The sequence below is a fragment of the Acidimicrobiia bacterium genome (assembly GCA_029210695.1).
Classification (GTDB): domain Bacteria; phylum Actinomycetota; class Acidimicrobiia; order Spongiisociales; family JAHEDJ01; genus JAHEDJ01.
Genome location: JARGFH010000042.1, coordinates 1 through 24636, shown reverse-complemented (window position 1 = coordinate 24636; position 24636 = coordinate 1). Strand labels below are relative to the sequence as shown.

The following is a 24636-nucleotide window of genomic DNA, read 5'->3' as shown; positions in this document are numbered from 1 at the left end:
CCGAGGAGCGTTCATGGCCAAAAAACGGCCGGGAGTCGTAGACGGGCGACGAGTCGCCATCGTCGACGGACTCCGCACACCATTCGCCAAATCCGGAACGGTCTTCAAGAACGTCACCACCCTCAGTCTCGCTCAGGCTGTTGTCACGGAACTGCTGAACCGCTCCGGTCTGGACGGCGGTCAAATCGATCGGGTCGTATACGGGAGCGTCGTCCAGGACGTGTCGTCGCCCAACATCGCTCGAGAAATCGTTCTCTCATGCAACATGCCTGACACGGTGGACGCCTTCTCCGTCAGCAGGGCGTGCGCCACCAGCACCCAGTCGTTCGTCGACGGCGCCCAGGCCATCTTGCTGGGTGAGGCCGACATCGTCGTCACCGGAGGCGCCGACTCGCTCTCCAGGCCACCCGTCATGTTCAGCGATGAGTTCGTCGACGTCATGATGAAAGCGCAGAGTGCCAGAGATCCGATGTCGAGGGTCAAGGCGCTGGCCGGCCTCCGCCCGAAGGATCTCGCCCCACATCCGCCTGCCATCGCCGACCGGTCGACCGGCGGAAGTATGGGCGACAGTGCCGAGAAGATGGCCAGGATGAACGGCATCTCCCGTGAAGCGCAGGACGAGTACGCGTTCCGTTCTCACCAGAAGGCCGTTGAGGCATGGGACAAAGGCATCTATGACGACGAGGTCATGGCCTTCCCCGTCCCGCCGCGGTACACAACCGTCGTCGAGCGTGACAACATCCCACGGGCCGACTCGACCCTCGAGAAGCTGTCAACCCTCAAGCCGGTGTTCGACCGGCGATACGGCACCGTCACCGCCGGCAATGCGTCACCGCTCACGGACGGCGCCTCGGCCCTCATTCTGATGGAGGAGAAGACCGCCGAGCGGCTCGGCTTCGTCCCGAAGGCATTCCTGCGGTCCTACGGCTTTGCCGCAGTTGACCCAAACTGGCAACTCCTGATCGGCCCGGCATTCGCCTCGCCTATTGCGCTCGATCGGGCAGGGTTGACCATGGAAGACATCGACGTCGTCGACATCCATGAGGCGTTCTCCGCGCAGATGCTGTCGATTCTCCAGGCGTTCGGGTCCGACGAGTTTGCCAGCACCCATCTCGGGCGTAAGAAGGCCATCGGTGAGATACCAGCCGAGAAGCTCAACCTCTACGGTGGGTCGATCAGCCTCGGCCACCCGTTCGGCGCCACGGGAGCACGGCAACTCCTAACCATGGCCAACGAGTTGAACCGTCGTGATTCGGGCGCCGCCCTGATCACCCAGTGCGCCGCCGGGGGTCTCGGCGCCGCCGTCGTATTGGAGCGCTGATGACCAACGAACTCACCCACTTCCAACTGACAGTTGATGACGGTATCGCAACGGTCCTGATGGACCGGGCCGGCGAACCGATGAACACCCTCGGGCCGGTCATCTTCGACGACTTCAACACCGTCCTCGACCGGTTGGAGACGGACGATTCGATCGAGGCTGTGGTCTGGGGGTCGGCCAAGAAGGACTTCCTGGTCGGAGCCGACATCCGCTGGTTCGCCGAACTGACCGACGCGATCGGCGCAGAGAAGACGATTCTCGCCGCCCACGAGATGTTTGCCCGGGTGGAGCGACTCCACACCAAACACGGCAAGCCCGTCATAGCAGCCATCTCCGGGGCGTGCCTCGGCGGCGGGACGGAACTGGCGCTGTGCGCCTCGTCACGCATTTGCACCGACCACCCCAAGACCCAACTCGGACAACCCGAGGTTCAACTGGGCATTATCCCGGCGGGAGGCGGCACCCAGCGCCTCCCGGCGTTGATCGGAATCGCCGACGCGCTCGACCTCATCCTGACCGGACGCCCGGCCCGCAGCCGCAAAGCAAAGAGCCTCGGACTGGTCGACGAAGTCGTCCCGACCGAGAAGCTCATGGAGGTGGCAACGCGCCGTGCCCGGGAGGCCATCGAGTCTCCGGACGGTCGCACCAAGAAACGCAGCTTGTTCTCCATGGACGGGATTCAGGAACTAGCCCTCGAAGCCAACCCTGTTGGCCGCAACGTCTTGTTCAAGCAGGCGAAGGACAAGCTGCTGAAGCAGACCAAAGGCCTCTACCCGGCGCCCGAGCGGGCGCTCGAAGCTGTTCGGATCGGCATCGAGGACGGTCCGGCAGCCGGGTATGCCGCCGAGGCCAGGTTCTTCGGTGAGCTCGTTGTTTCACCGGAATCGCTGGCACTGCGATCGATCTTCTTCTCTTCTCGCTCCCTCGAAAGGGAGACCTGGGTGGCGCAGGGCGTCGAACCAAAGCAGGTTTCGAAAGTAGCGATGATCGGCGGCGGCCTCATGGGTGGAGGAATCGCGGCGGTCACCACACTCAAGGCCCAGACCCCGATTCGCATCAAAGAGATCGACACGGCCGGCGTGGGGAGGGCCCTCGCCTATGTACAGAAGGTCATTGGCGGGCAGGTGAAGCGCAAGCGACTGCGGGACTTCGAAGGCGAGAAGGCAATGCTCCGCGTCACCGGGTCGACCGGCTGGCGCGGGTTCGAAGACAGCGACCTCGTCATCGAGGCTGTCTTCGAGAACATCGAACTCAAGCAGTCGATTCTTCGCGAAGTCGAAGCCATCACCCGGCCGGACACGGTGTTCGCCTCGAACACCTCATCGCTACCGATCACCAGCATTGCTTCGGCCTCGTCCCGACCCGAGACGGTGCTCGGCATGCACTACTTCTCGCCGGTGGACAAGATGCCGTTGCTCGAGATCATCGTGACCGACCAGACGGCCGACTGGGCAACCGCCACTGCGGTCGAGTTCGGTAAGAAGCAGGGCAAGACGGTGATCGTGGTCAAAGACGGGACGGGGTTCTACACGACCCGCGTCCTCGGGCCCTACTCGAACGAGGCGATGTATCTCCTGGCCGAAGGCGCTTCCGTCGAGGCCATCGACAAGGCAATGGTCGGCTGGGGCTTTCCGGTCGGACCGGTACTGCTCGCCGACGAGGTCGGCATCGACGTTGGAGCCAAGATCGCCGTCATTCTCATCGACGCCTTCGGGGAGCGTATGCGCGGACCCTCGATGATGGAGGGCCTCATCTCAGACGATCGAAAGGGTCGGAAGAACGGCCGCGGCTTCTACCTCTACGACGACAAGGGCCAGCGCGGAGATGTGGATCAAACCGTCTACGCGGCGCTTGGTCTCGGACCGAGAACCGAGATCTCGCCCGGCGAGATTCAGAAGCGACTGTGGTTGGCTTTCGCCAACGAGGCGGCCAGATGCCTCGAAGAGGGGATCCTCGGATCGGCTCGCGACGGCGACATCGGGGCAGTGATGGGCCTGGGGTTCCCGCCGTTTCGAGGCGGCCCGTTCTTCTGGATCGACCAGGTGGGAGCGGATCGGGTGGTATCCGATCTCGAAGACCTGGCCGCCAGACACGGAGACCGCTTCACGCCGGCGAAGATCCTGACCGAGAACGCGAGGAACGGGGACAAGTTCCGGGCTGCCGGCTGAGGCGCTATCGCCTTCCTCGAGAAGGCGGGCGGGGGAAGGGTTAGCGCGACTGAGCTGCCATTGGCCGTGACCCGCCCTCCTTCTTCTAGCATCCTTGCCTATGGACTACGCCACGCTGCTCGAAGAAACACGACAGATGCTCCCCCAGCTCGTTGAGCTGCGCCGGACCCTTCACCGCATCCCCGAGGTCGGCAACAGCCTGCCAAAGACCAGAGCAGCCGTGCTCGAGGCACTCGAAGGACTCCCGTTGACAATCCACCTCCACGAGACGACCTCCGGCATCGCCGCAGTCCTCGAAGGCGGCCGACCGGGCCCCACGATTGTGTTGCGCGGCGACATGGACGGTCTCGCCATGCCGGAAGACACCGGTCTGGACTTCAGCTCGGAACACACCGGGCGTATGCACGCGTGCGGCCACGACCTCCACACGTCGATGCTCATCGGCGCCGCCCGCATGCTCTCTGCTCGAAAAGACGGTCTGGCCGGCAAGGTCCTCTTCATGTTCCAGCCAGGAGAAGAGGGCCACTTCGGTGCTCGTTTCATGCTCGAAGAGGGACTCCTCGAGCAGGTTGACCCATCACCGACCCGGGCGTTCGCTATTCACGTGACAAGCCTCTTCGAGGCCGGCACCCTTCACCTGAAGCCGGGGCCTTACATGGCAGCTGCCGACAAAGTGACCATCACCGTGCACGGACAAGGTGGACACGCCTCGGCGCCGTGGAACGCCGTTGATCCCGTGCCGGTGGCGGCCGAGATCATCATGGCCACCGAAGTGGCGCTGACTCGTACCGTGGATGTCTTCGACCCGGCCGTGCTCACGTTCGGCCAGATGGCGGCGGGCACCGCCTACAACGTCATCCCGGCCACCGCCACTCTCACGGGCACGACCCGCACCGTGTCCGAGGAGCGAAGGGATCAGATCCACGCCATGATCGAGCGGGTCTCGGCCGGTATCGCGGCGGCCCATGGTGTCACCGTCGACGTCGCCATCGAGCGCGGCTACCCCGTCACGCTCAACGATGAGACGGTGGCCGCCGAGGTGACGGCAATCGCCGGCAACCTCCTCGGCGAAGAACGCGTCATCCAGGCTCCAACGCCGATCATGGGAGCCGAGGACTGGAGCTACGTGCTTCAGAAGGTACCGGGCGTGATGGTGTTTCTTGGAGCGTGCCCCGATGATCTCGAACCGGGAAAGGCGCCGGTCAATCACTCCAACCTGGTCCGCTTCGATGAAGAGGCCATGGCCGCAGGGGTGGCCCTCCACACCGCAGTGGCGCTGGACTTCCTCGGCTAGCGATACCCGGCCCCCGGCCTAGGTCCGCAGCGGAACGAGGTCCTTAACGTAGACGGTGTTGCCCCCGGGGTCGGTCGCCGCCTTGAACCCCATGCGTTCGAGGTACGCAACATTGACCTCGGTACCGGGCTTGCTCCATGCCCGTGAGCAAAGAGGGTCGGTAAATACGCCGGAACGTTCTGAAAACAAGTACTCGGCGACCCGGAAATCCCGATAGCGAGGAATCACGTAGTCGAGTTCCACCTCGAACGAGTGATCCGTGCACGGCCTCCCGATCAGCAGGCCGGCCGGCACCAGATCCCGGAGGAGGAAGATCCGGATTTGGTCCTCGCGCGGCTCAAACCGAAAATCCGGTCGATACGTGCGGATGTCGTCTTCGTGGAACTTCAGGAAGTACTCCAGGTACCGCGAATCGGCAAGGACCTCGAGTGTCGTGAAGTATTCGCGTTTCTTCGACATGAGGTCGCGCAAGAAGAAGATCTGTATTCCGATGATGACCACATTCACGAGGGCGATTGGATAGGCCTCGATGATCAGGCCGTACACAACGAAGGTCACCGCTCCGGCCAGACTGAACAGGCGCAGCTTGAGGATCGAAGTCCGGGTGACAGAGACGAGGATCAGTGCCGAAGCGAGATACCCGATCAGTTCAACGATGAGATCCCAGTTCACACCCCTAGATAAGCAGACAAGAGGTGGAGGAAGGCACTGGCCTCACCCGGTGACTATCCAGCAGGGGTGCCGATCATGATCACGACGCTGGCACCGACGGAGTAGTCCTCTTCCCAGTAGCGGGTCTCGCCCCAATCCATGCCGCCAAGCAGCACCTCCTCCTCGCCCACGACCAACCCGGCGATGGCGCCGACGGCGGCGCCATCGACCTCGACTTCGTACCATTCTCCATCGGATTCGATGAACATGATCTGCCGCACGACCGGTTGAGAATTCCCATCACGAACGCGATATGCGTCACGGGCTTCTTCATTGGTGATCGCCAGGATCAGGTTCCCGTCGGTATCGAAGAACCGGGTTTCTTCGTCGGCGTAGACGATGCGATCACCCAGAGCGCCGGATTCGAATTCGTTCCAGGTGAGGAAGAGGACCACATCACCGGTGGAGTCATCTGTGATCCGGACGATGAAATCGCCTTCGAACTCGGCCGTCATGCCGTCTTTTGACACGCGCAACAACTGGTAGTTGAAGGGGCCTTCCTGGGTACCCGCCACAACGGATCCGAGCGGGCCGTCGGCAACTGCGTTGAGCCAGACGTGCCGGCCGTCATCCTGTGGCCCGACGCCGAACTCGGTGACCCAGGTGAGTCCGTCCGCAGACGACCAGACTCCCTGACCACCCTGCCAATCGCCAATACCCATCAGGCCACCGGCGGTCACAACCGTGTTGTGCAGGTACCGCTCTCCCTGGTCGGAGGATTCGGCGGCCTCCCAGTCGACGCCGTCAACCGAGGTCCACAACGAGCTGCTCTCCCCGTATTCGCCGTACGAATTCACGAATAGCACGAACTCCTCGTCGGTGGCTGTGACCGTCAGCGACGCCCCGGCCGAACTAGTCGAAAGGAGAGTCTCTTCCCACTCGAACCCGTCGGCGGAGAACAGAACGACGGTCCTGGTGGGATACCACCCGGAGTCGTAGACCTCCTGGCGGGTATCCCAGAACGCCATCTCGGCCTGATCCCATTCCTCCCAGGTGACCGCAAAGAGCACCTCACCGGTGGACTGGTCGACGAACGATGGAGCGGGACCACGCCAGATGAAGTCGATGGGACCCGAACACACCACCTCGCCCGAATCGGCCTCGATGACGTCGAAGACGCCCTCGTTTTCGTCGAGTGTTACGACGAAGCCATCCCACTCGATCACGATCGATGGCGCCACGTAGGGCTGACTTGGTTCGATCGGGACCGGAAGCGGCGAGGTCGACTCCCTGCCCTCGTAGGCGGAGCCCCAACCTTGCTCCCAAACCTGCCAGGGCACCACGGTAATCAACTCACCGGTAAGGGGGTCGTAGAAGCCCTGGCCGTTGTCCTCCGAGCGCCAGATGTCGGCCGTAGAACCCGTCAGGATGACAGTGCCGGCGGCGTCGATCAGCCTGTAGACGGCCGCCCGATGATCGATCTCGATGGTGTAACCCGGAAACTCGAGTATCTGTGGTGGTTCGGTCGGGTACGACTCAACCGTGAGCGCAACAACGATGCCGGTGTCGTTCGAGGCGACACCCTGGATGTACACGTAGTCGGAGGACTCCGCTACTCGAGGCAACGGAAGCTCGGTCCAATCGACTCCGTCGGTCGTCGAGTAGAGCACGCGACTGCCCGAATCGCCCTCACCCCAGGTCTCGCCGAGGGCAAAGACCCGGTCCCCCCACCCGGTGATCTGGTGTAATGACATCCGGCCCGGGATGGTGAGTACGCCAGCCCTTGCCCAGGTTTGGCCGTCTGGCGAAGTCCACGTCGTGAGATTCTGGGCGAATCCGTCGTCAGGCCATTCGACTCCGACAACGGTGTACCCGTCACCCAGCCGCCCGAACCAACGGAACTCGAAACCGGCTTCCGTTGGAATAGTGACGGATTCCCAGTCAAAAGCCATCAGGGGGAACTGGGTGAAGAGAGACACTTCTGTTGGGCCCAACGCTCGACCGGATGGCGTCGTCGGGGATGGCACACCGAAGACGGGGGCAACTGCGGCTTCGATGGGTGGGAGCGGCGAGGCCTCGTCCAGGGGCGGCGGGGGGGCGAGATCGGGGGCGGCGGTCTCAGTCGAGACGGCGGAGGAGTAGAGCGCACCCAGTCCAAACCCCGAGATAACCACGAGGGCTGCGAGCGCCCACGGAACCCAGTTGTTGCCGGGCCTGTCCGGCCGCACGATGGGCTCTGCGCCGATGGTTCCCGGATGCGCGATGTTGGCCACGACGACCCTCCTCCAGACCCTTCACGTCCTACGCCCTCACCATCCTCTCAACGCAGCATGGAAAGAACGCGTTCCCAACAGAAAGGACTTGGGTGCCGGATCCGCCCGGCCGGCATTCGAGGCGGTTCCTCGACAGAAGATGCTGGAGGGGCCGGGTGTCCAACTCCTCCTTCTCGAGCGTGCGCTAACCGTCTTGCGGCACCTGGAACACGGAGAAGTAGGCCCCCTGCGGATCGCGGATGACCGCCATCGGCCCGATCGGTGTGTCGAATGGACCGGCTTCGACCGCGCCTCCCAACTCCTTCGCCTTCTCGCAGGTGGCGGCGGTATCGGCGGTTCCGAAATAGACGGCCCAGTGACTCGGTATGCCGTCCTCGGGAGGAAGCATCGAGCCGGCCACGGCCTCGCCCCCCACTTTGAAGGTCGTGTACGGTCCGGTGCCCATGTCGGTTGCTTCGCCCTCGAGTCCGAGAATCGCCTCGTAGAAATCCACGGCTTTGCCCGTTTCTGCGGTCACGAGTTCATTCCAGATCAGGGCTCCCGGTGCGTTGACGATTTGTCCACCTATGTGGTTCTTCGCCTGCCAGAGCATGCAGAAGGCGCCGGTCGGGTCCATGACCGCGGCCATCCGGCCGGCGTCCATCACGTCGAACGGCTCCATCGCCACCATCCCACCGGCCCCGGCGACCTTGGCCGCCGTTGCGTCGACATCGTCGACGGCGAAGTAGGTGTTCCACAGCGGCGGAACGCCCTGCGCGGCCATGTCCGGGGTTTGAGGTGAGATCGCCGCCACCGTCTTGTCGTCGATGTAAGCCATCGAATAGACGCCGCCTTGCGGGACCGGCTCATCTCTGTAGGTCCAGCCGAACAACTCGCCATAGAACGCCTTGGCTGCGGGCTGATCTGAAGTTTGGAGGTCCACCCAGTTAGGGATCCCCTGTGCGTATGAGGTGCGCTCCGGCATCTCTCCTCCTCAGTGGTTGGCGGGCTGTTGGGTCGCCCGCTCCTTCGAACTCTACCTAGGCTCATCCAGTCAGAGCGGCCGAGCCTGCGCTCGTTCCATGCCTCCGCCTTGCGTCGCCCGGCGAGGTACGAACTAGTGCGGAAACCGCGAAAAGTGAGTTACCGACCTGCTGGCAGCGCAGGAAATCACTGGGTACTCTTGTTGGTAGTCGTTTGCTAACGATAGGTAAGGGATGCGGATCCAGGGAACCTCGATATGGCTCGTCGCAGCGATGCTCTTTCTCGGTGCCTGCTCTACCTCGTCGACGGCCACGACCTCAGCACTGCCGACGACGATGCCTGCGACACCCGTGACGACGACAACGCTCCCCGCGACGACGACAACGACATCCCCGGCCACCACAACGACAACAGAACCCGTCGAAATCCTCCTCCCCAACAATGACGTCGAGGACCCCACCGAAGCCATCGTGGCGATCTTGGAGTACGTGAGCTACCTGCACACCATTCCTGTTCTGGGTCCGGAGTATCTCGATCTCGTGTATCTCGAGAGTTGCGACTGCTACAGCGCGGTGATCGACTTCCTCAATGAATACGCAGACAAAGGATGGGTCCAAGATGACGGTGGCATCGTCGTAGAGGAGGCGATAGTCACCCAGGAGTTCGAAAACGGGAACGTACTACTTCAGATCACAGACTCATGGTCGCCTCAGTTCGTGGTGGATGAATCAGGCCAACGGATGCGCCTCGAACGGGACGAGTACGTCAACAAAGTTGTCCTATTCGGGCTTGAACGCGGGACGGACGGACGATGGCGCGTCGGAGTCACCGGAAGGCTTGGTGAAATCGTAGGCGGAGAACAGTGACGAACTTCCGGCTCAGCTCGCTGCTTATCGCCACAGTTCTCTTCCTGGTTGGGTTGCAGGGAACGGCTCACGCGGGCGGTGAAGAGGGCGGAGGCGGAATCGCCGACGGAGAGGTCACTACCTGGATCAGCGTGCAGTCGGACGGCTCGTTCACGGCCCCGGAGGGGTTCCATCTCCGCTACTCGTTCGAGGGCCCGGCACCCGAATGCGCCGTTGATGAAGGCGGCTGGCGCGAATGGCTGTTCCACGGCGACGACCCGGCCAGGGGGGAGCTGATTGGCTCCGACATCATCGTGTGGATCCCCGGCGGAGACGGCATCGGCCTGATCGGCGGCGCGTCTGGACTCGAGCTCATCAATCCGGGACCGAACCATGGCGATGTGACCCGGCCCTATTGCGGCCCGCCGCCGGTGCCAGACCTCGATGTATGGGACGCGGCGGCGGCCGCTCTCCCGGATCCGAACTTGTCGCTCAGCCCGAGCCCGCTCGTCGACGGGTACCCCACGGGGGTTACCGGCATGGAGATGTGGTTGTGGTTCGACCCGGGTACGCCGGGCTGGGATCCCGCGGAGACCACGATCTCGCTGACCGCCTCAGCCGGTGGGTTCACGACGCTGGTCGATGCCTGGGTTGCCGCCGTGCACTGGACTTTCGACAACGGAGATACGGAGTCGATCGGCTTCATTACGCCGGGTGACGTGGTCGCGCCGCCGGTTGATCACTACCGCTTCATCTCCGGGACCGAAGAGGAACCGGCCAGAACGTACACCTACAACACCAAGGGCCTGTACTCGCTGGCGATCGAGGTGATCTGGACGGGCCGCTTTGAGCTCCTCGACGCGGCCGGATCCTCTCTCGGCATCTACCCGCTCGACCCCTACACAGACACCGAGACGACCCCCTATCAGGTCATAGAAATCCGCTCGGTCCTCACCAAGTAAGCCCCCAATCCCGTTTTCGCGCGGGAATCGCGCCTCATACGGTGGGAATCCCGCGCGAAAACGGGGTTTTCAGCCGGCGGCGAGGATCGTGAGGCCGAGGCTGGTCAGCAAGACCATCAGCACCAGCATCGCGTACTGGCTCCTGACCGCGGTCTTCTCGGGGAATACCGCCAGAGCGCGATCGTGGGCCAAAACCACGCCGGCAATGTGTCCGAACAGGATGGCCGCCACCTGCACATACCAGATCACCTCGGGTGCGAGGAAGTAGCTCACCTCCCGGTCTGCGGTACCGAACAGATTCCATCCCCGACCGAACGGATCCGAGAGGGTGGAGATGAACAACTGGCCCTCGAATAGCACGAGCGTGAAGTAGTGCGCGAAGGCGTAGGCCAGAGCGATCGGCACCAGAGTGTGTGCGAACGAGGCCGCAATCTCCCCGGTACTGCGCCCGCCGCCGCCGGTCAACGCCACGGCCCCCCACGAGGCCGCCGCGTAGGCGCCGCCGATGACTGCAATGATCGTCAACATCCCGAGGGTCTCCGCCCAGAGTTCGCCGGCCATGCTCCCTAGGAGCTCCCTCCACCATGATGTCCCGGACAACCCGTCGTAACTGACCGTGCCGATCATTAGAACCACAAAGAACGTCAGACCCCGCCAGGCGGGCAGTACCGGCAACGCACGCAACCATCCTCGCCGCACCAACCGGCCGTCCCGATCTCGCCCGAACGGTGAGACCGAACTGATGAGCCGGTTGTAGGTCGTGAAGAGCTCTCCCGATTGCAGTCCGGCGTCCCGACCTCCCCAACCCGCCAACAGCAGTACGTAGAAGGTGTACAACAGCGCGGCCGCTGCCAACGTTCTGGGTTGACCAGAATCCGGCCACACCAGCTCGAGCCAGGTGAACCCGAAAAAAGCGACGCCGGCCGGATATACGCCCCAGCGTTCGAGAATGCCCTGTCGATCCTCCTGGTCCGGCAATAGCCAGCCGGATAGCGTCCTCCAAGGGTTCAGTGGCGTGTAGATGTTGCCGACGAGCGCACCAAGAAACGGCACAACCAGCCAGAACACCACCCATACCGTGGCAGGCGCCACGTTGCGGGTTCCGTTTTGCACACCGAATAAGCCGGCGCCGATCACGAGAAACAGGAAGAACACCCCGGCGACGGACAGCACCGTCGCAGGCAGACCGTCCACCTGCACGCTCATCGCCTCCGAGCGCGGACCATCCTGCAAGCGGGGCATCTTCCACAGCACGGCGAGCGCAATGAACGACACCACCAGCACTACGCCGGCCCCGACCAGGAAGTAACCGAGCGGAACGGGAAGGTCGGCGCGTCCGCCAATCCCATGAGCGAAGGCTGGCGACGGCACGGCAACGACGACGGCGGCGGCGATCAGCGAGGTTACAGCCCCACGGACCGATCGCCTCACGGATCCACCCGCAGTTCGGCGATCAGGGAGCCGGCCTTCTCGAACTCGATCTCGAAGATCCCGGGAATCGAAGCAACGAACTCGATTACTGCCGGCGCACCCGGCCCCACGGCAACCTGGATGTCGTAGGTGTGCAGATGAACCTCATCAACCTCATCCGCATACACGATGATCCGGAGTTCTTCGTCAAGAGTTGCGCTGAGTTCTGCGACTTCGCCTTCCGCCACCACCACTTCCAGCACAGTCACGCCGGGCAGCGTCGTCGTAGTGGCCGGGAACGTAGTCGTCGTCGTGTCTCCGGCTACCGGTTCGGAGGTTGTGGTGGCTGCCGGAGCCACAGTGGAGGTCGGCCCTACCGCGGGAACGGTCGGGACGGCGTCGGTCCCCGACCCGCAGGCCACGCCGATCAGAGCAAGCGCACTCACGGTAAATATGGCTCTTCGCATGGCCGGGAGCATACCGGGCACACCGCTGGCGCTTCCTTACCGACCGGTCGATAGGTACGGATTCGTGCACAGGCCTATCGCCTCCCTCGACACGAGGCGTGCGACCCTATTGATGACGGGGTGGGCCTGAGAGCCTGTCGCCGGTCGATCCCCCAAGGTCGGTACCGGCACCAGGCTGACCCCCCTCAGCCCCACCGGACCCGGCCGACTCAGAACCCAGGGCGCAAGCCCTGGGTTCTTCTATCCCCGCTTGAGAACGCGGGCGGCTTCGAACCGGACCTGGAAGTCGGCGTCCTTCGAGGCTTCTTCGACCAACGGCCTACTCGTGCCGACCCTCAACTCGCCGAGGGCCCGCACCGCCTTCCAGCGAATCCACCCGTCTTCGTCGCGCAGAGCCGCCTCGAACACCGGTCGGAACGACTCGAGACCGGAGTCCGCCGCCGAATCGATGGTTGCGCGTCTGACAATCCGGGAGGGGTCGCCCATCCCTTGCTCGACCGCGGCGGCGCGCACGGATGAATCGGTGGATTCGAGGAGGATCGCCAGTGCCACCCTACGCACTCTTGGATCGTCCGAATCGATCGCGGCAAGCAGCCGGACACGTTCCGGGCCCAGGTCCGGGTCGAGCAAATGGAGCTCCTCCGGGCGTTCTCCGGTTGAGCGTCGGGCCTCGTCGAGCAGTTCATCTCTGGTCCGTTCGGGAGCCGACGATGGCAAGCCCTCGACCAAAAAGAGCTCGGTCACCAGCGCCAGAAGGGGCTCGAGCCGGCGTTCCCACGACGCTCGAGAACCAATGCCGACGGTGACGAAGTCGCCGGCCACCATGACGTCGGTGACGTCTGGCTCTGCGAACAATCGCGCCACCCGCGCGTCCTCGCCGGTGTCGGCGTCGTGCCGGAGATACCATTTCCCTGGTGCAGGCGGACCCCCGACCACGAACTTCACCTTGCGGGGATGCGGTGTGGCTTCCGGGACCACCGGACCGTCGAAGACCCGAGCAAACACAGAGGGAGCCGGCGAGGCAGCCCCGGAAACCCGGATCACGTACCGGCCCTCGGTGACCCCGTGAGCGAGCGTTATGCCGCCTCCGAGATCATGCTCCCACCAGCCGCCCTCGATATGGGGGGTTACGGTGTCGCTGAGTTCCTGTCGATCCGCAGCGGTGAAGGCCTCAGCCGAGAAGAACCGTCGGAGCAGAGTCTTGAAAGGCCCGAGGGCCTCGAAGGGCAATCGCATGGCGACGTCGGTGGTCAGGTAGCCGGAAGCAGTTGCGGTGAGGTCGCGAGCCGCGATCGCGGAGCGGGTGGCATCGAGGTCGAGTGGATCCGTCATCACCGTAATCGTAGAGGCACGGGCCCGCGGCAACGGGAGAACCCGGCGGCCCCAGTTGTTTCTCCAGGTTCGACAAACCTCAAGGACATCGGGTTCGCAGCCGAAGTTCCTTAGAACCGACCAAGGAATCTCATGCGCCGACTAATTCCAGTCGTGGTATTGGCCGTTCTCCTGACCGGCTGCAAAGTGAAAGTAGATCAGGGCTTCGAGCTCAACAGCGACGGATCGGGCAAAGCCTCCGTCGTCTTCGGGTTCGACGAAGAACTCATGGAGCTAATGGGCTCGTTCGCGCCGGAGGGTGACCCGCTCGCCGACCTGACGACGGATCTGCCGGCCGGTTGGAGTTCGACGGACTGGTCGGAGGGTGAGTTCACCGGCATGGAGGCGAGTACCGGCTTCGATGATCTCGCCGAACTTCGCTCGATCGCCGGTACCGTGTTCAGCGGCGAAGATGGTCTGTTCGAAACCTTCACTGTAGAAACCACCGAAGGCGGCGGGTTCCGGTTCGAAGCCACCATGAGCGGCGAGACCCTCGAGCAGGGGCTCCAGGGCGTCGAAGGATTCGACCTCGGCGGCTCCGTTGACGACCTCTCGGAGACCTTCTTCGACGCGGAGATCCTCGTGAAGCTGCCCGGCGAGATCGTCACCCACAACGCCGATTCAGAGCAGTCGGACGGCACCCTGGTATGGAAGGTTCACTTGACCGACTCCGGACGGGTGATCAGCGCTGAGTCTGCCCCAGGGGGAGGGCTCCCGCTAATCCCGATCGCGGCAGCCGCAGCCGTCGTGCTAGTGGCCGCCCTCGCATTCGTGCTGTGGAACCGACGGTCGTCCGCGCCGATCATTGGCAATGGAGACAGCTTCGTCGCCGAAGCTCCCGTGCCCGTCGGCGAAGCCCTGGAAGGCGACCCATTCGGATAGAACCCCGGACTTTCTCAGCAATGCAATGGCCTGTCACGCGCCACAGCATTGCTGAGAAACACGTGCAGATTTTCTCGGCAATACAACGGACCGTCACGCGCCACAGCACTGCGGAGAATCATGTGTGGGTCTCAACGCACCAGCGCCTAAGATACTGGAGGGGCCGGCCAGGGATTTCACTATGCGTACACGTCATCACGTTCGAGAGTTGAGCGATGCCAACGTTTGAAGGTTCACTACAGATAGCCGGAGACGCGGGGACCAAGATGCCGGCCGGCATCCGCGTTGATGGCGGCCGCCTGATGATTCTCGTCGGCACGGCGGACGAAATCGGTAACTGGAGCCTGGCCGGGCTCGACATCCGTCGCAAGAGCGGAGCGTTTGTCCTCGAAGTCGAGGGCGAGCAACTTCTCATCTCGGTCGACGATCCAGAAGGATTCACACGCCTCGTCGAAATCAAGGAGGATGCTCCGCGCTCGGCGCCAAAACACACCGCACGACGCTCGCGCAAGGAGAAGAAGGCCAGTCCGCCAAAGGAACCTCGCGGACGCACATCGAAGAAGGCCAAGGCCGCGGAAAGCCCGACGCTGGAACCCGGAATCGCCACTCCCGCGGCCGAGCCCAAACCTGTGCCGAGCTACCTCACAGAGCCCGAGCCGATGACCGTTGCTCCCCCACCGCCCGCACTCGAGGAGCAACCTCCGGCACGCAGAGCAGAGCAACAGCCTGCCAAAAAGAAACCTGCCGCCAAGAAGGGCTCGCTGATCGCCGCCCTTCCGCTTTCGTGGAAGATCGGTGCCGGGGTCGTCGTGATTGGCATCATTCTCGGGATCTTCCTCCCGGGCATCTTGACCGCCCTGCTCATGCTCAGCGGCATGATCACCTTGCTCATCGCCGTCGTTGTGGGAACAGACTCCATCGCCGCCGCCCGACTGCCGTCGGGTATGACCTCGACCAACACACTGGTCGCCGGTGTGATCTTGCTGGTGTTGAGCGCCCTGATGATGGTGATTTCATGAGTCGCTGGTCGCGAGTCGCGAGTCGCGGGTTGGTCGCCGGCTCCTAGCTTGTCGGCGTGGCGGTGGCCGGATCGTCTGGCCAGTCGTGCTTCGGGTAGCGGCCTGCCATCTCTTTGCGAACGTCCGACCACGACCCGGTCCAGAATCCGCCGAGGTCCCGGGTGATCTGGAGTGGCCGGCGAGCCGGTGACAGCAGCTGGAGCACCACCGGTTGACCCCCCACCGTCGGAGTAGTCGTCGTGCCGTACATCTCCTGCACTCGCACTGCCACCGTCGGCCAATCCCTCGAGTAGTCGACGCGAACCGACCGCCCACTGGGAACGGTGATCTCCTTCGGAGCGAGACGTTCGAGCTCCCCGGCAAGTGGATACCCCAAACGCCCCCGAAGGACCGAAGCCAGGTCGAGACGGTCGAAACGGTCGAATCCGGTCGGCAAGCCGAGCGATGGCAGCAGCCAATCTTCCAGGGACTCGACCAGGGCCGGGGTCGACCAGTCCGGCCACCGTGACCCCACAGTGTTTCGCAGGAAGGCGACACGGTCACGGATGGATCTGGCCGCATCCGTCCACGGCAAATCCTCGAGCTTCCGCTGCTGCAATCGGGAGATCACCGCCGCAGTTGCCTCAGGGCCGGGCGCGGCACGCTGCTCACGCTCCTCGATCACCATCCCCCCCAACCGGACCGTCCGACGCTCCATCAGACGATCATCGACCCACACCAGCTCGGCCCGCTCCTCCACTTCATGCCCGTACACGGCGGACACCTCATCCCCGACGAGGGCAGCCGCGAGACGTATTCGCGCATCCTTTCGCTTGCCGTCCAGATCGGCTACAACCACGAAACGTTCCCCTGCCAGTGAATCAGAGGACGCCATCCAGGCCGAGGTGCCGGTTCGCAGTTGGAATCGTCCGGCAGTCCCCCGTTGTACGGCGAGGCGATCCGGAAAAGCCAGCGCCAGCACTCGACCGCAATGATCCGGATCGACCGCGTTCGTCTTGATGTCCGCCCGCCGGGCGAGGTCGCGGGCGTTGCGCCGCAACCGCTCGAGTGCTCGCCGATCGAGGTTTGGATGAGCGTCCGCCGCGCCGGTGACCAACTCAATCCGAAGAGCAACGTCGACCGGAATCTCGTCGGACGGTCCGCGCAGAATGTCGCGATCATCTACCACGGCGGCCAGCAGACACGCCAGCGCTTGATCATCACCAGCGTCGACAACCATCCGGGCGAGCCGGGGATGCAGCGGCAAGTTCACCATCGCCCGTCCAGACTCCGTCAATCGGCCGTCCCCATCGACGGCGCCCAACAACCCCAACAACCGATGGGCCTCCGCTAGAGCACGCCTCGGTGGTCGATCCAGGAAATCGAGATCCGAAGCGTCGGCCGCGCCCCAGGCGGCCAACTCGAGGGCAAACCCGGCGAGATCGACCTGGGTGATCTCGGGTTCGATATGAGCCTTGCGCGGCCCATGCTCGACCTTCGACCACAGGCGATAGGCGACGCCCGGTTCGGTGCGACCGGCCCGGCCGGACCGCTGATCGGCCGACGCTTTGGAGATCGGAATCGTTTTGAGGCGGGTCATTCCCGTTCGGCTGTCGAAACGTGGAGCCCTGGCAGCACCTCCGTCGACGACAACCCGAACGCCTTCAACCGTCAGGCTGGACTCGGCGATATCGGTCGACAGGACGACCTTCCTGCTCGATGCAACGGTCAGGGCCGCATCTTGCTCCTCGATGGAGAGAGAGCCGTGCAACCGGTGAATGTCGGCCTCTACACCGGCGTCCCGTAGGAGGTTCATCACGCGATTGATCTCCCCGATGCCCGGAAGGAACACGAGAATATCGCCACCATCGGTCCGCAACGCCTGCCGGACCACGGCAACGACATGGGGCTCGAGCCAGGTCTGGCGCGGTCGCGGCTCCCAGCGGACCTCGACGGGAAAAGAGCGTGCTTCGCTCCGGATCACGGGCGCCCCACCGAGCAAGCCGGCGATCTTGTCGGCGTCGATCGTGGCAGACATCACGAGCAGACGAAGGTCCGGCCGCAGCATTCTCTTCGCATCGAGGGCCAGGGCGAGGCCAAGATCGGTCTGGAGACTTCGTTCATGGAACTCGTCGAATACGACCAGGCCCACCCCGGGGAGTTCAGGATCGCGCTGCAGGCGCCTCGTCAGCACCCCTTCCGTCACCACCTCGATGCGAGTATCAGGGCCGACCTTGCGATCGGTCTTGGTGACATAGCCGACCGTCTCCCCCGCCTGCTCCCCCAGCAGGAACGCCATGCGCCTGGCGGCCGCTCGCGTCGCCAGGCGTCGCGGTTCGAGCACGGTGATCTTTCGGCCCTCGAGCCACGGTTCCGCCAGCAGCAGAAGCGGAACGATCGTCGTCTTGCCGGAGCCCGGCGGCGCGACCAGCACGGCTTGCCGCTGCGCAGCCAGCGCCGAACGAAGCGACGGCAGAGAGCCTTCTACCGGCAGGCTGGTGTGGGAGAGCACGCCAGGAGGATAGGGCGGGCGGGATCAACCGGTGGCGGCCAGTGCGACGAAGACCGGCTCGGTCGTGGGGGTCGGCGAAGGCGGGAAGTTGATGACGTCGAAGGTCGTGCTCAGCACTGTGAGCGCCAGCAGAGCAACGGCCACAATGGCGGCCACGACCCGGAGGCGCCGGACCCGCCGGCGACGCTCGACTTCGTATTCCAGGTCGAATTCGTAGCTATTCATCGAAAACCATCGCCACCAGCTTGCCAGCCTCACGGGAGAGTGCAACCAACTGAGGAAGCCACCCGGGCGCCGGGCCACTAAGCTAGCTCCACCGGCCCGAAGTGCCGGCGGCTCTCCACGCCGGATCGAGCCTTCTCTCTAGGAGCACCTGAACATTTGAACCGCGAACAAGATCACCTCACCACGACCTCCACCTTCGCCCAGTTGGGTGTCGCCGAAGACCTGGCGGAAATACTCGAGCGGCAAGGCATCACCTCGCCCTTCCCCATTCAGGCCCTCGCCATTCCCGATGCTCTGAAGGGCCGGGATATCTGCGGCCGGGCCAAGACGGGCTCCGGCAAAACCCTTGCATTCGGTCTGCCAATCGTCGATCGCCTGCACAAGGCACCACCGCGACGACCGATCGCCCTCGTGCTGGTTCCGACCCGTGAACTGTGCGTGCAGGTGAGTGAAGCACTGGCACCACTATGCGAAACCCGCGGATTCTCGCTGCTCTCCATCTACGGCGGCGTGTCGATGAAACACCAGATCGACACGCTGGCACAGGGCGTCGAAGTGGTCGTGGCTACGCCCGGCCGTCTACTCGACCTGGCCGATCGAAAGGTCCTGTTCATCGATGACGTCGAGATGGTGGTGATCGACGAGGCAGACCAGATGGCCGATATGGGCTTCCTTCCGCAGGTTCGCTTTGCCATGCGTCAGATCAAGCGGAAGCACCAGACGTTCTTGTTCTCTGCGACGCTCGATGGGCCCGTCGGCAATCTCATCTCGAGTTACACAGACGATCCGGTGTTCCACGAGGTCAGCTCGGACACCGTCACCGTTGAGACTTCCGAGCACAGGTTCCTAGAGGTCCACCACATGGACAAGGCCAAGGTGGCCGCCCGCATCGCCGAAACCGCCGACCGCATGCTGGTGTTCGTCCGGACGAAGCGGGCGTGCGATCAAATCGCCCGTGACCTGCGAGCCCTCGGTGTTCAAGCCCGCCCGATTCATGGAGACCTCCCACAGCCCAAGCGAGAGCGAACGCTGGCCGAGTTCGCCAGCGGGAAGAGCCCGGTCCTGGTGGCCACCAACGTAGCCGCCCGAGGCCTCCACATCGACGGCGTCGACATCGTCCTGCACTACGACCCACCGGAGGACTCGCGCACGTACGTTCATCGGTCGGGCCGTACCGCCAGAGCGGGGGAAGAAGGTCTGGTGGTCACCATGATCGAATGGGATCAGATGGCAGCCATGCAACGAATTCAGCAGGAAGCCGGACTTGTCAAACCCATCGTCAAGATGTTCTCGAACGACGATCGGCTGGACGACCTGGCGGCATGGGACCAGCCGGACGGCGAAGGCGACGAGAAGCCGGCCGCGCCGGTCCGTCGCAGTGGACGGAGACGCCGCAAACAACGTCTCCTGTAGGAGCTCTCAGGCTCCGGGCGCACTCCGGTTCGGCCCGGCGAAGGTGGGATCCGAAGGAGGTAGACGTTCACGGCCTTCTTGCACGCCGATCACCGCTATCCCCGACGCCGAAACACCGATACCGGCGATAACCGCGAGCGTGCTGAACGCGCCTGCATCGGTGAATCCCCCTCCCATCAACGGGCCGATGGACCGGCCCATGGCCATCACACCTTGTGCGTCGCCTGCCCGTTCGTCGGCTGCCAGAGATCGCACCGCCAGCATCTGCAGCACTCCCGGCAATCCCATCCAGAATGCGAAGCCCCACCAGGCCATCCCGACGAAGAACCAGGCCGCATGGCCGCCTGCGATCGAGATGGCCACGGCCGGTCCGGCGCTGGCCAGCCACCAGCCGGGGCGACGGTGGTGGGCGGCGAGTCGGGCACCGGCCAGGCCGGCCGCCGCGTTCAACGAGAATGCCCACGAGGTCGCCACTGCGCTCAGGCCGAGCGTTGCTCTGGCCGCCACCGACGCGTAGACGAAGAGGCTCGAACCGGAGAAGGTCAGAAGGAACAGGGCGGCCAGGAGCACGCGGTTCGAACGAGATCGGCTGACGGCCTCCCTTCTGGTCATTCCGCCCCGGGTCTCGAGCCGGGCGATGGCACCGGGAAGCGTGGACAGTGCCAGCAACCCGTAGATGGCCCGATCGCCCCAGGTCGCCGTCGCCGAGACGAGCGGGGCGCCGACCATCGCCACTATCGGTCCAACTGCGGAGACTGCGGTCAGCGAACGGGGCTCGCGCATGGCGTCCGCCCAGGCGATCCAGGTGATCGCCCCGGCCGCCGACCCGGCCAGGAAGCGCAGAGCCAGCAGCAGCCAGAACTCCCCGGCCAGCACGCTCGCCACGTTGAGGGCGAAGAAGGCCCAGGCACTCCACTTGAGGATCCTCCCTGAGGGTGCGGTCAACCTCGGTAGGACGACGTTCACCAACGCGAACGCCCCGACCTGCACCACGGAGATCCCGCCCGCCAGTCCCTGAGACACGCCGAACCGAGTCGCGATTTCGGGAATCAAGAAGGGCGTGGCGCTGAACATGAGCGTCACTGCCGCGATACCCGTCAGGATGGCGATGGGTGCCTTGGGACGAATCGAGTAGAGGGAGCGAGCGGGTCCGAACATCACGCACGATTCTTGCACTACTTCAACGGGTGTCGTTCGGTGGCGATCCGTCCCGGCGGAAGAACGCGAGGACGGTAGCCTCGGCCCATGCACGGACTTCTATTTCAGGGCATCCGGAAGATCGAGTTCCGCGACGACCTCCCTGATCCAGTAATCGAACAGCCGACCGACGCGGTCATCGCGGTGAGCAGGGCGGGGTTGTGCGGGTCGGACCTCCACACCTACGAGGGCCGCGAAACGGCCAGACCGGGAGTTGTGCCGGGACACGAAGCCGTCGGAACGGTCATCCTGGTTGGAGACGAGGTGTCACGATTCTCAGTTGGCGACCGGGTGCTCGTCCCCTTCACCACCAGTTGCGGGATATGCCGTTGGTGCCGGCGCGGTCTGGCCGCTCGCTGCGAGCGGGGACAATTGTTCGGATGGGGTGACCCGGACGATTTGTCGGCACCTGCGGTACACGGAGGCCAGGCATCGATGCTGCGCGTGCCACTGGCCGACGGCACGCTGGTGGGGATCCCTGCAGGTGTCTCGGACCCTCAGGCCATTCTGCTGACCGACAACCTCCCCACCGGCTGGTACGCGGCAGAACGATCGGATCCGGTGACGGACGAGCCGGCGATGGTCGTCGGACTCGGATCGGTGGGACTCTCAGCGATCGTCTCCCTGCGGGCACTCGGCGCCGACCCGATCTTCGCGGTCGATCCGATGGACGATCGACTCGAGCAGTCGGCCCGGTTGGGAGCGGTCCCGATGAGCCCCGGCGACCCGGCAATACCCGACGATCTGCCATCAGTCATTGAGGCGGCGGGCACGTCGGCCGCCCAGGGGTTCGCGTTTCGGTCGGTACGCCCGGGCGGCACGCTCTCGGTGATCGCCGTACAGACCGAGCCAGCGTTTCCCTTCTCACCGATCGAGGCGTACGACCGCAACATCACCGTCCGGTTCGGACGGGCCCCGGTCCGGTCGGTGCTCGACCAAATCCTCCCAATGCTCGACGAGGGCCGGTTGACTGTGCCGGACGATGTCGTTGTGACACACCCGGAGGAACGGTTGCAGGATGGGCCCGACCTCTACCAAGCCTTCGCCGAGCGCGAGCCGGGTTTGATCAAAGCCCTCTTCGCCCCCTGAATCCTCCGTTTTCGCGCGGGATTCCCACCCTATGGGGTTCGATTCCCGCGCGAAAACGGGGTTTGGGGCCTAGCGGCGCTTGGCGGCGAGTTTGCGATCGCTCTCGGTGAGGTGGCGCTTGCGCACCCGGATGTTCTTCGGGGTCACTTCGACGAGTTCATCGTCGGAAATCCACTCGATGGCAGTCTCGAGAGTTAGATGACGCGCCGGCTTCAGCTTGATGGCATCGTCGGCGCCGGAGGCACGAACGTTCGTGAGTTGCTTGGCCTTGGCGGCGTTGGCCGGCATATCGGCCGGGCGCGAGTTCTCGCCGATGATCATCCCTTCGTAGACCTCCTCACCGGGTCCGATGAAGAGCTCCCCACGCTTCTGGAGGTTGTCGAGGGCGAAACCGGTCGATGTGCCGCGCCGATCGGAAACGATGGGCCCACCCTGGCGGTGTGGCAGCTCTCCCGCCCAGGGCATCCACCCGTCGTGGTGCTGATGCACGAGGCCCGTTCCGCGCGTAGCCGTCATCAGGAGTGACCGAAAACCCAACAGTCCCCGTGACGGGGCCACCAGGGTAACGATGGTCCGACCCCGATCGCCCGGCCGCATGTCGGTCACACTCCCCTTCCTGGGGGCGACCGCCTGCGTAACGGTCCCGACATACTCGTCCGGCACATCGACAACCGCACGCTCGAGCGGCTCGTGAGGTTTGCCGTCGATCTCCCGGAGAATCACCTCTGGACGGCTCACTTGCAGTTCAAAGCCCTCCCGCCGCATTGACTCGATCAGCACCGCCAGCTGCAGCTCCCCGCGACCCGCCACTTCGATCACCTCCGGTGAGGAGGTTGGGCCGATCCGGATGGAGACGTTGCCGAGTACTTCTCGCTCCAGGCGCTCCCTGATCTGACGTGACGTCAGGAAGTTGCCGTCCTTGCCGGCCAGAGGGGAGGTGTTCACACCAAACGTCATGCGCAACACAGGCTCATCCACTTCCAGGCGAGGAAGGGCCACCGGATTGTTGGCATCTGCGAGCGTATCCCCGATCTCGACCTCCGGGAACCCGGCGAGGACGAAGAGATCGCCGGCGATTCGCTCCTCGACATCGACCCGGTGGACACCTGAGAACCCCATCAACTGAGTCAGCTTCCGCTTGAGCGGCGGCTCCTCAACATTGGAGTGACAGAGGACGACCTGATCTCCGGCGCGCAAGGTCCCTTGCATCACGCGTCCGATGGCGAGGCGGCCGAGGTAGTCGGAGGCGTCGAGGTTCGTGACCAGCGCCTGCAACGGCGCGGCAGGGTCACCGGACGGAGCCGGAATCGTCTCGACGATGGCATCGAGCAGGGCCGAGAGGTCGTCGCCCTCGGCGGGAATGCCTGCTCCAAGGATGGCCCGCCCGAAACGGGCGACAGACGAGATGATCGGGAACTCGATGTGGTGGTCGGCGGCGTCGAGGTCGAAGAACAGCTGATAGATCTCATCAATTACCTCATCGACTCGGGCGTCAGGCCGATCAACCTTGTTGACCACTACAACCGCGGGGAGGTGGGCGTCCAGAGCTTTCGAGAGCACATAACGCGTCTGCGGCATCGGGCCCTCGGCGGCATCAACCAGCAGCAAGACGCCGTCGACGAGTGCCAGTGCTCGCTCGACCTCCCCACCGAAGTCGGCGTGGCCGGGTGTGTCGACGAGATTGATCCTGGCGCCCTTCCACTCAATCGAGGCGGCCTTGGCGAGGATCGTGATGCCCCGCTCGCGTTCCTGGTCTCCGGAGTCCATGACGCGGTCGACATGTACCTCGTGGTCGGAAAAGACCCCGGCGGCGTTCAACATGGCATCCACCAGTGTGGTCTTGCCATGGTCGACGTGCGCGATCAGCGCGACGTTGCGAAAGGGAGCAGCGGACATGAGAGACGAATGGTAGCCGTCCGGCACGCTTCCCCGTCCGCCGGCCCCAGGGAGGCGCCTCCCGAACCAGCTCCTGCGGCCGCCATCAAGCGGCGGTTTGACCCTCGAGGGGTGTGACCTTCCAGCGTGCGTATCCGATGTACCCAACAATGGCGCCGAGGACGACGTTGTTGGCGATGTTCGTGCCCTCGCCACGGCTCGCGTGCCAGATCGCTGCACCGATCATCACCGCGGCAAGGCCGAAGGCGGCCAGCACGGTCAGATTGGGCTGGATCTTGGTGAGTCCAGGCAATATGAGTCCCAGGCCCCCGAGGATCTCGGCGACACCGCTGACGGCGTGCAGACCATCTGACAACTCATACATCCAGGACATCAAATTCGGCAGCCCGTCGGGAACGACGAAGTGCGTGATCCCAATGGCCAGGAAATAGACACCGAACACGATCTGTAATACCCAAAGGGTCCGATTGGAGCCCATAGCCTTCCCCTCATTCGCGATCCCGTCAATATCCCGACGGCTACCTGATGGTAGTTGCAGCAGGGGGCCGGTGCAGGCTGGGGACGCCATGCGAAGGCGGAGGCGTGCAAGTCACCCCGAGGCGCCGCCAGCACCGTCGCATGGCACCTAATGGGGGTCTACGGGGCTTCTGCGGTTGTGGGAGTCTTGTGGCTGAGCCTGCTGGCCGGTGAGCACTGCCG

At 64.0% G+C, this 24636-nt stretch carries 20 protein-coding genes; 9 read left to right on the top strand and 11 right to left on the bottom strand.

Going from position 1 to position 24636, the window contains the following annotated elements; translation table 11 throughout:
• The first annotated feature begins 13 nt into the window (after positions 1-13).
• The 3 genes from fadI (at position 14) to P1T08_13145 (ending at position 4783) form a co-directional block, all read left to right on the top strand.
• Positions 14-1321, top strand: a complete 1308-nt coding sequence (gene fadI, locus P1T08_13155; protein ID MDF1597021.1) for an acetyl-CoA C-acyltransferase FadI — start codon at positions 14-16, stop codon at positions 1319-1321.
• A complete protein-coding gene (fadJ, locus tag P1T08_13150; GenBank protein MDF1597020.1) occupies positions 1321-3489 on the top strand; it encodes a fatty acid oxidation complex subunit alpha FadJ in 2169 nt (722 codons plus the stop codon). The genes fadI and fadJ overlap by 1 nt, the downstream gene beginning before the upstream one ends.
• Before the next feature lie 100 nt (positions 3490-3589).
• A complete protein-coding gene (locus tag P1T08_13145) occupies positions 3590-4783 on the top strand; it encodes a M20 family metallopeptidase (protein MDF1597019.1) in 1194 nt (397 codons plus the stop codon).
• An 18-nt stretch (positions 4784-4801) separates the two neighbouring features.
• Here the strand turns inward: P1T08_13145 and P1T08_13140 are convergent, their stop codons facing one another.
• The 3 genes from P1T08_13140 to P1T08_13130 form a co-directional block, all read right to left on the bottom strand.
• A complete protein-coding gene (locus P1T08_13140; protein ID MDF1597018.1) occupies positions 4802-5455 on the bottom strand; it encodes a hypothetical protein in 654 nt (217 codons plus the stop codon).
• Between the two features lie 53 nt (positions 5456-5508).
• The gene (locus P1T08_13135; GenBank protein ID MDF1597017.1) at positions 5509-7707 is read right to left on the bottom strand and encodes a hypothetical protein; all 2199 of its coding nucleotides are present in this window, start codon (positions 7705-7707) and stop codon (positions 5509-5511) included.
• Between the two features lie 184 nt (positions 7708-7891).
• Entirely contained in the window at positions 7892-8671 is a 780-nt protein-coding gene (locus P1T08_13130) for a VOC family protein (GenBank protein MDF1597016.1), read from the bottom strand.
• A 232-nt stretch (positions 8672-8903) separates the two neighbouring features.
• On the opposite strand from P1T08_13130, the gene P1T08_13125 reads away from it, so the two are divergent.
• Complete coding sequence (locus tag P1T08_13125; protein MDF1597015.1) at positions 8904-9536, top strand: hypothetical protein; 633 nt, start codon at positions 8904-8906, stop codon at positions 9534-9536.
• Positions 9533-10477: a hypothetical protein gene (locus P1T08_13120; protein MDF1597014.1), complete on the top strand. Its 945-nt coding sequence runs from the start codon at positions 9533-9535 to the stop codon at positions 10475-10477. Before P1T08_13125 ends, P1T08_13120 begins: the two co-directional genes overlap by 4 nt.
• 69 nt (positions 10478-10546) lie before the next feature.
• On the opposite strand, the gene P1T08_13115 is transcribed toward P1T08_13120, so the two are convergent.
• The 3 genes from P1T08_13115 to P1T08_13105 all read right to left on the bottom strand — a co-directional run bounded on the left by P1T08_13115 (position 10547) and on the right by P1T08_13105 (position 13686).
• Entirely contained in the window at positions 10547-11908 is a 1362-nt protein-coding gene (locus P1T08_13115; protein ID MDF1597013.1) for a hypothetical protein, read from the bottom strand.
• On the bottom strand, positions 11905-12354 hold the full coding sequence (locus P1T08_13110) for a hypothetical protein (protein ID MDF1597012.1): 450 nt from the start codon (positions 12352-12354) through the stop codon (positions 11905-11907). The genes P1T08_13115 and P1T08_13110 overlap by 4 nt, the downstream gene beginning before the upstream one ends.
• A 240-nt stretch (positions 12355-12594) precedes the next feature.
• A complete protein-coding gene (locus P1T08_13105) occupies positions 12595-13686 on the bottom strand; it encodes a HEAT repeat domain-containing protein (GenBank protein ID MDF1597011.1) in 1092 nt (363 codons plus the stop codon).
• 132 nt (positions 13687-13818) lie between these two features.
• On the opposite strand from P1T08_13105, the gene P1T08_13100 reads away from it, so the two are divergent.
• Both P1T08_13100 and P1T08_13095 read left to right on the top strand, forming a co-directional pair.
• Positions 13819-14607, top strand: a complete 789-nt coding sequence (locus P1T08_13100) for a hypothetical protein (GenBank protein MDF1597010.1) — start codon at positions 13819-13821, stop codon at positions 14605-14607.
• A gap of 215 nt (positions 14608-14822) precedes the next feature.
• A complete protein-coding gene (locus P1T08_13095) occupies positions 14823-15626 on the top strand; it encodes a hypothetical protein (protein ID MDF1597009.1) in 804 nt (267 codons plus the stop codon).
• 43 nt (positions 15627-15669) lie between these two features.
• Here the strand turns inward: P1T08_13095 and hrpB are convergent, their stop codons facing one another.
• Entirely contained in the window at positions 15670-18117 is a 2448-nt protein-coding gene (gene hrpB, locus P1T08_13090; protein ID MDF1597008.1) for an ATP-dependent helicase HrpB, read from the bottom strand.
• Between the two features lie 24 nt (positions 18118-18141).
• Positions 18142-18342: a hypothetical protein gene (locus P1T08_13085; protein MDF1597007.1), complete on the bottom strand. Its 201-nt coding sequence runs from the start codon at positions 18340-18342 to the stop codon at positions 18142-18144.
• A gap of 156 nt (positions 18343-18498) precedes the next feature.
• Here P1T08_13085 and P1T08_13080 point away from each other — a divergent pair, with 156 nt between their 5' ends.
• The gene (locus tag P1T08_13080) at positions 18499-19755 is read left to right on the top strand and encodes a DEAD/DEAH box helicase (protein ID MDF1597006.1); all 1257 of its coding nucleotides are present in this window, start codon (positions 18499-18501) and stop codon (positions 19753-19755) included.
• 6 nt (positions 19756-19761) lie between these two features.
• Here the strand turns inward: P1T08_13080 and P1T08_13075 are convergent, their stop codons facing one another.
• The gene (locus P1T08_13075; protein ID MDF1597005.1) at positions 19762-20916 is read right to left on the bottom strand and encodes a hypothetical protein; all 1155 of its coding nucleotides are present in this window, start codon (positions 20914-20916) and stop codon (positions 19762-19764) included.
• 84 nt (positions 20917-21000) lie between these two features.
• On the opposite strand from P1T08_13075, the gene P1T08_13070 reads away from it, so the two are divergent.
• Positions 21001-22041 carry an alcohol dehydrogenase catalytic domain-containing protein gene (locus tag P1T08_13070; protein ID MDF1597004.1) on the top strand — a complete coding sequence of 347 codons (1041 nt, stop codon included), beginning with the start codon at positions 21001-21003 and terminating at the stop codon, positions 22039-22041.
• Between the two features lie 69 nt (positions 22042-22110).
• Here P1T08_13070 and typA read toward each other — a convergent pair whose 3' ends face one another.
• On the bottom strand, positions 22111-23937 hold the full coding sequence (typA, locus tag P1T08_13065; GenBank protein ID MDF1597003.1) for a translational GTPase TypA: 1827 nt from the start codon (positions 23935-23937) through the stop codon (positions 22111-22113).
• 85 nt (positions 23938-24022) lie between these two features.
• A complete protein-coding gene (locus P1T08_13060) occupies positions 24023-24415 on the bottom strand; it encodes a DoxX family protein (protein MDF1597002.1) in 393 nt (130 codons plus the stop codon).
• Between the last annotated feature and the right edge of the window lie 221 nt (positions 24416-24636).